Annotated in this window: 6 protein-coding genes and 2 pseudogenes; 6 read left to right on the top strand and 2 right to left on the bottom strand. The window is 36.7% G+C overall.

Features of this window, described 5'->3' with window-relative positions:
- Positions 1-247, bottom strand: a pseudogene (locus tag ACKTSC_RS13060) (primase C-terminal domain-containing protein); the annotation flags it as partial.
- Between the two features lie 653 nt (positions 248-900).
- Here ACKTSC_RS13060 and ACKTSC_RS13055 point away from each other — a divergent pair.
- The 5 genes from ACKTSC_RS13055 to ACKTSC_RS13035 all read left to right on the top strand — a co-directional run bounded on the left by ACKTSC_RS13055 (position 901) and on the right by ACKTSC_RS13035 (position 5154).
- Positions 901-1758: a ParA family protein gene (locus ACKTSC_RS13055; protein WP_407857808.1), complete on the top strand. Its 858-nt coding sequence runs from the start codon at positions 901-903 to the stop codon at positions 1756-1758.
- Position 1759: 1 nt separating this feature from the next.
- On the top strand, positions 1760-2116 hold the full coding sequence (locus tag ACKTSC_RS13050; protein WP_407857807.1) for a hypothetical protein: 357 nt from the start codon (positions 1760-1762) through the stop codon (positions 2114-2116).
- A 485-nt stretch (positions 2117-2601) separates the two neighbouring features.
- Entirely contained in the window at positions 2602-3981 is a 1380-nt protein-coding gene (locus ACKTSC_RS13045) for a Y-family DNA polymerase (protein WP_407857806.1), read from the top strand.
- Entirely contained in the window at positions 3965-4471 is a 507-nt protein-coding gene (locus ACKTSC_RS13040) for a hypothetical protein (protein WP_407857805.1), read from the top strand. The genes ACKTSC_RS13045 and ACKTSC_RS13040 overlap by 17 nt, the downstream gene beginning before the upstream one ends.
- Positions 4472-4563: 92 nt before the next feature.
- Positions 4564-5154, top strand: a complete 591-nt coding sequence (locus tag ACKTSC_RS13035; protein ID WP_407857804.1) for an SOS response-associated peptidase — start codon at positions 4564-4566, stop codon at positions 5152-5154.
- Positions 5155-5312: 158 nt separating this feature from the next.
- On the opposite strand, the gene ACKTSC_RS13030 is transcribed toward ACKTSC_RS13035, so the two are convergent.
- Positions 5313-6650: an IS1182 family transposase gene (locus ACKTSC_RS13030; RefSeq protein ID WP_407857803.1), complete on the bottom strand. Its 1338-nt coding sequence runs from the start codon at positions 6648-6650 to the stop codon at positions 5313-5315.
- Positions 6651-6888: 238 nt separating this feature from the next.
- Here ACKTSC_RS13030 and ACKTSC_RS13025 point away from each other — a divergent pair.
- Positions 6889-6998: pseudogene (locus ACKTSC_RS13025) on the top strand (IS6 family transposase); the annotation flags it as partial.

The following is a 6998-nucleotide window of genomic DNA, read 5'->3' as shown; positions in this document are numbered from 1 at the left end:
TTCCATAGCGAAATACATTTGGTGTCCAATGAGTGAATCGATTATTGTTTTCGATCACCCCTTCTTCTGAAGTGATCACTAGTCCAATCCCCTCGATCATGTGTTCCTTTGAACGGTACGCAAAAATGGCCCCCTTCCCCGACTGATCACTAAAAGAGACCGGTTTTAGGTGGCTATTTTTATATTTGAATTTACGGATACCATTTTGTAATACCGTCGAATATACGACATCCAAAGAAGCTGCCATGACTTTATTCCTTCCCAAACTAAAAGAGAACACAAATAATCTTAAAGATTTGTGTTCTCCCAATAGCTTAGAAGTCTTAAATGAATGACAAAATAAGCGTGTATATATTGAGTTGCTCGTCAAAAAATGGTAGAATAAGTCTGTAAGTTCGGATTGTCAGTCCGAAAAACTTATCAAAATTACATAAGTGGTTGTCAGCCACTTACATAACTTCTGAGACGAGCGAGAACACATAGTTGTTGTATGTGATTCAGATGAAAGAGTGACCCAATTCACTTTTTTATCCGTCTCTTTTTTTATTTTTTTTTCAGTTCTATAAATACAAACATAGCATATCTTACTTTTTCCATCTTGTAAACTCTTATTTTTTATAATTTAATATATTTATTGTCGCACAAACCTATTAATACCAACAATTACATCAGACATTAAAACACTTAAGTACTTAAGTGTTTTAATGTCTTTTTTTAGTACTTAAGTACTATGACGTTTTAAAGTTGCATTTAATTGCTGATAAATCACATTCTAAACATAGCCGAATTAAAAGTACTTAAATACTAAAGGTGCTATTGACCCGTAACTTTCTAGGTGGTATTATTATATTGCATACAAGTATTTTAACACTTTAGTACTTAACTTAAGGAGGTAGGAAAATGAAAAAAAATCGATCGAATTCAGTAGAAATTATTTCGCTAGTTAAGCAAGTCAAAGATCTCGTTGCTGAAAAAGGTGGTCCCATTGTAATTTCTGTTGCAAATCAAAAAGGTGGTGTTGGGAAAAGTGCTACCGTAGATAATCTGGCTGAACTGTTTGCTAGTTTCGATCTTATAACAGATATCGTAGACATAGACGCACAGTCAAGTATAACTAACCTAAAAACTGATCTTAGAAATATCATCGATGAAAATCTACCAGAAATGACTCAAGTAATGCTGGAGGAAGAAACATTAGAGAACATTACTTATCAGATTAAGAATAATCTATTTATTTCCCCAACAACCTTGCGTCTATCAGATGCCGAACTTAACCTAGTTAACGCTACATTAAGAGAACTGATTCTGAAGAAGAACATAGAGAGCCTTGAGACAAAATTTGATATCATTTTGATTGATTGCCCTCCTTCAAGAGGACTGCTTACTGTAAATGCTCTTAGTGCATCAGATTACATCTTAATTCCTGTTCAGTCCGAATACCAAGCTCTAGTAAGTATAGAGTTGCTTTTTTCTACAATCAATAAAGTAAAAAATTCAATTAATCCTAATCTAAAGGAACTTGGCTATGTAGTCACTATGGCAACTAATACAAACCACAGTGACGAAATTATTGAGGAAGTTAAATCTGACGATAAAGCGGAAGTTATTTCTATCATCGATAGAAGCATCGTAGTTTCCGACGCTGGCGTTGCTAACATGTCAGCTTACGAATTTGATTCAAATAATAAAGCTGGCATTGCATACTATAATCTTGCGGTGACAGTTCTACAGAAAATAGTATCAGAAGGAGTTGTATAAAATGGCTAAACGTGTATCTATTAAAGACAAAAATATAGCTAAAACAAATGATATCGACACACTATTTCCTACTTCAAAACCACAAACTTCCAATCAAAATGGAACTAAAAAGAAAATTAATATTCTTAGAAAAATTGAAGATATAACTTCATATTACAAAAATTTTAAAGGCGGTAAACAAGTTTCGATATACTTGCCTGAAGAGATTCATCGAATGGTTAAAATGAAAGCCGCACAAGACGATCGAAATATGAAAGACGTAATGAAAGATTTAATTCTCGATAACTATCTAACTGAGTCGGAAATTAAAGAAGCCTACCGTTCATACGTTGATAAATTAGAAGAAGATAGCAAGTAGACATGAGACACTTTAGTACTAAAACATTTTTATTGTTTAGTGCTAAAGTGTCTTTTTCATACTATCATCATAACACGAATTTTTTAGTATTAAAGTACTTAACCGTTTAAGTGCTTAACCATTAAAACGTTTTGCTACTGACTTCTTTCGACGAAGGCAATCGAAACTTCGTAATCTTTATTTTTTGGATTAATTTTAGGGGGACTCCGCAGCTTCTTATTGTATTCAGGGTCTTTAATATTTAAGTGTTTAAGTACTTTATAACTAAAACTCTTAAGATCTTTGGGACTTACGGAGTATATTGTTATTATTATCCAAATGGTGGGACGTCCACCTATTTAAACATTTTGACACTTTGGTATTTTGACACTTAACCATTAAAACCGCAATGATAGAATTTTGATCTGTTCTCTTGACTTAATCAGCGAACATATGTTCTAATACGGTATATAAAATGTATCTTTTTTTAGAAAAGGTGATTTATCATGGTTATGCAATTTGGCGTAAATCCAAGGTTTGACTACACAAAAGAACCTTCCCGAGATATTCTTTGTATCGATTGTAAGTCATTTTATTCATCCGTAGAATGCGTAGAAAGAGGACTAAATCCTTTAAAGACAAAGTTAGTTGTCATGTCCTATCCTTCAGACGATCCTTCTCAGCGGGGGAGTGGGTTGATTCTGGCATCGAGTCCGGCCGCAAAAAAAGCCTATGAAATTTCTAATGTCAGTCGATCACGAGATCTTCCTTTTCCGTATCCGGAAGACCTCGTAATCGCACCACCAAGAATGGCACTTTATATGAGAAAGAACATGGAGATTAACAATATTTACAAGAAGTACGCTGACGAGCAAAATCATGCCGTATACAGCATCGATGAGAGCTTCTTGGACGTGACAGACTCATTAAAGCTGTTCGGTGCAAAGGACGCACGAGAGCTGGCGAGAATGATTCAAACAGACGTTTATCGACAAACTGGTATTTTTACAACAATCGGGATTGGTGACAATCCGCTGCTGGCCAAGTTTGCACTAGACCTCGAAAGTAAAAAAAATTCAGATATGAAAGCAGAATGGCGTTATGAAGACGTTCAGCAAAAGCTTTGGTCTGTAGAAAACATTACAGACGTTTGGGGGATAGGACGTCGGACAGCAATCAGACTGAACAGAATGGGTATATTTACTATGCATGACCTGGCACACGCAAATTACTATCAGCTGAAGCAAAATTTTGGTGTCTTAGGTACTCAACTGTATGCAAACAGCTGGGGCGTCGATCGATCATTCTTAGGTCAGAAATACAAAGTAAAATCTAAGTGGATAGGGAACAGTCAGGTCTTAAATCGGGACTATACACGTCGAAAAGAATTAGAAATTGTAATCAAAGAAATGGCCGATCAAGTAGCAACTAGGTTACGCCGTACAGGAGCGAAAGCTGAAGTCGTTTCTTTGTGGATCGGATTTTCAATGGGCTACGTCGATCAATCAGGAAGTCGAGGGTTTCACCAGCAAATGAAGGTGCCAGCAACTAATAGCAGCAAACAAATAGAAAACTACTTACTGCAGATATTTGATCGCCATTACAAATACCAAGACATTCGAAATGTGGGAGTAAACTGTTCAAATCTCGTTTATTCTAATGCTTTGCAGCTTGATCTCTTTGAAGATCCGGACGAACAAGTAAAAGACTTAAAAATCGATTATGTGGTAGATACTATACGCAAAAAATTCGGGTTTAAGTCGATCGTTCATGCAAATAGCATAATGGAAGGTGGACGTGCGATCGCTCGCAGCAGCCTTGTCGGAGGGCATGCAGGTGGTATGTCTGGACTTGAAGGTGCTGAAGGTCATGGTAAAACGTACTAAGAAAACTTTTACGGACTATAATCAATACAGAGATCGACCATTCGGATTGAAGTGGGCAACGGCTTACGCCATGGATGATCTTATGAAAGGTGTCTTAGAAAACGAATCCTGGGCTACAAAAGAAGTTGTTGGTTTGGATTTAATGAACCGTGAGGAAATCGACGCAATTCTATCAGAATCGTTCCTTTATCACAAGCCTATATCGCTGCAATTAAACACTAAAGACGAATTTGGGCGATTTTTGGATCCTGTCGAAGGACAATTTCTTGGTGAAGCATATGAAGATTATTTTGTACTCAATGAACAAGCGATCAATTGGACAGATGTCCGACATGTATCCATAAAAAAAGAGGAAAAATGGTTTAAAGTTGATTATTTTCAGGCCAGAGAGTCTTCTCGCAACAAGCAAAGTAAAAAAGCGAGTAAAATAGAAAAAGAGATTGAGTTAATCAAAAATGAGTATTATCAAGACTTTGCAGACGATGATTGAAGATCATTGTCCATCACTTGACTTTGAAATTGCCTTAGAATGGCTCTCTGACACACGTTTTTTAAACAGAATCAGAAAAGGAGAGGGAGAATATGTGTGGAAGATATTTTTTTGATTTATCTTCAGATGAACTAAAAAGCTACTATGATCACGTTGTTTTAAATGCTACAGGTAAACATATTCGTGTTGGTTTTAATGAAATTTTTCCAACTAATTATATAGTAACACTAGGACTTAATCAGGATTCAAGGGTAGTACCAGGAATCACTCAGTGGGGTTTCCAAGGATTTAAGCCTGGTCAACTTATGATAAATGCACGCTCAGAAACAGTAGAAGAAAAGAAGACTTTTTCTAAAGCCTTCAGAGAAACTCGCTGCGTCATACCAGTTTCTGGATTCTATGAGTGGGATTCCGAAAAACGAAAACTACTGTTTACTGCAGGGGATAATGACTTTTTTTATTTGGGAGGATTTTATCGTGTGCATAAAACAGGTGCGGGTTTTGAAACAGAATCGATTATTATGACGACAAAACCAAACGATTCAGTATCCCCAATACATGATCGTATGCCGCTTATTATTCAAAGAGATCATATAAAAGATTGGATCACAGATCTGGATTTCGCACGTAACTATCTTACAGCTGATATGCCAGAATTAACTCGTACTGAAGTAGCAAAATAAAAAAGAGCGGATCTATAAAAGATCCGCTCCAGACCGTAGACAAATACCGTTTCGAGTAGCCATCATTGCTACTCGAAACGGTATTTTTTTAATGAAACTATGTATTTACTATTTTAAACGGATCAATGTATATGTCCGTCTATCTCATTTCTTCCTACCTACCATATCCAGGTGGCTATCTTTTTCAAATTCATCATCGCAAAAACAAGCATCACGTAATGTTGATTTTTTATCAACCCGCGAAGCTTTGTCCAACGTAATCCATGCTTTTCCTTCCCATCTGCGAAGATTCGTTCTACCGTCTCTTTTCGTTTGGCATACTGCATTTTGTTGTATTTTGTATAACGGAGTTCTTCTGCTTTATCAAGGTACGGTTGCCATAAGTGCCTTTGGATAATTTTTTGATGTCCTTGACTCTCGGTACATTTTTCTAGCATGGGACAATTCGCACATTTTTTCTTATCTGATAGATAGTTTCTGTAGCCTTCTCTGTTTAATGTTCCCGCTCGCAAAGTCTCATCTGCGGGGCACAGGTATTGATCGTAGTACTCATCGTAAACAAAGTCTGGTTTTCGAAATGATCCTTTTTTTCCTCTCGGTCGCGTATAAGGAAGAATTGGGCGTAGCCCTTCCTCATCTAAATATTTCGCAATAGCTGGTGTTTTGTACCCGGCATCTGCGGCTATTCCATAAGGATGATAGAACGGAAGGCCTTTTAACCCTTCAACTAGCGATGGAAGAATTTGGCTATCATGTATATTTCCTGGAGTAACTTGCATTCCCAAAATAAACCCATTTTTATCGCAAGCTGTATGTGCAGAATAAGCAAACTGACGCTCTTTTTCTCCTTTAACAAAATAGCCACTTTCAGAATCTGTCGTACTAATATTTTTCAAGGAAGGTTCCCGCTCTTCGGAGAAGTCAAAGGGCTTTTTTCCAGTTGCCACACGTACCTCGTTGATTTCTTCCTCTAGTTTTGTCTGATAAAACTTTACTTCTTGTTCAACTAGTACTCGTTCGCCACTGTGTTTATTTGCGTTTGCTTTGATGTGTGTGGAGTCAATAAAAATGACTTCATCATCGATGAAACCCTTATCGTACGCTTCATTGAGAATATGGAAAAAGATTTGATAGAACACATCTGTATCTTTAAATCGTCGGACATAATTTTTTCCAAAAGTTGAAAAATGGGGCACTTTTTCGGAAATCTCTAGCCCGAGAAACCAGCGATAGGCCATGTTTGCTTCGATTTCTTTGATTGTTTGGCGCATCGAGCGGATCCCGAATAGATATTGAATAAAGACCATCTTGAAAAGAATGACAGGATCAATGCTCGGCCTACCTTGGCTAGAGTACATTGATTCGACAAGAGGATAGATAAAGTCGAAATCGAGTGCTTTATCAACCTTTCTTACAAGATGATCTTTAGGGACTAAATCTTCAATTGAAACAATTTCAAAGCAATTTCTAGAGTCTGCGGTACGTCTGGTCATCATAGCCAACACCCCTTGATATCACTAGATTTGTTAATTTCATTATATCAAAAAAAGACTGTAGACTTAAGTCAGATGCCGACTTTGTCTACAGTCTGGAGCGGATCTATAAAAGATCCGCTCTTTTGTCATTACAATTTTTTTATCAGTTAAATTTTTTAGTTATTTTATTCGGTTCTGTTGCAAAGTTTTCTGATAAACTGATTTTAAGGTAAAATGAATGGAAAAGATAGCAGGAGGAATGACGATGAATCATTTTAAAGGAAAGCAATTTCAGCAGGATGTGATTATTGTAGCCGTGGGCTACTATCTTCGTTATAACCTTAGCTATCGTGAAGTTCAAGAAATCTT

It is taken from the genome of Enterococcus hailinensis, assembly GCF_045862035.1.
GTDB classification, from domain to species: Bacteria; Bacillota; Bacilli; order Lactobacillales; family Enterococcaceae; genus Enterococcus_A; species Enterococcus_A hailinensis.
Note: the sequence above shows the minus strand (reverse complement) of the source record. Positions and strands in the feature narration are given on the sequence as shown.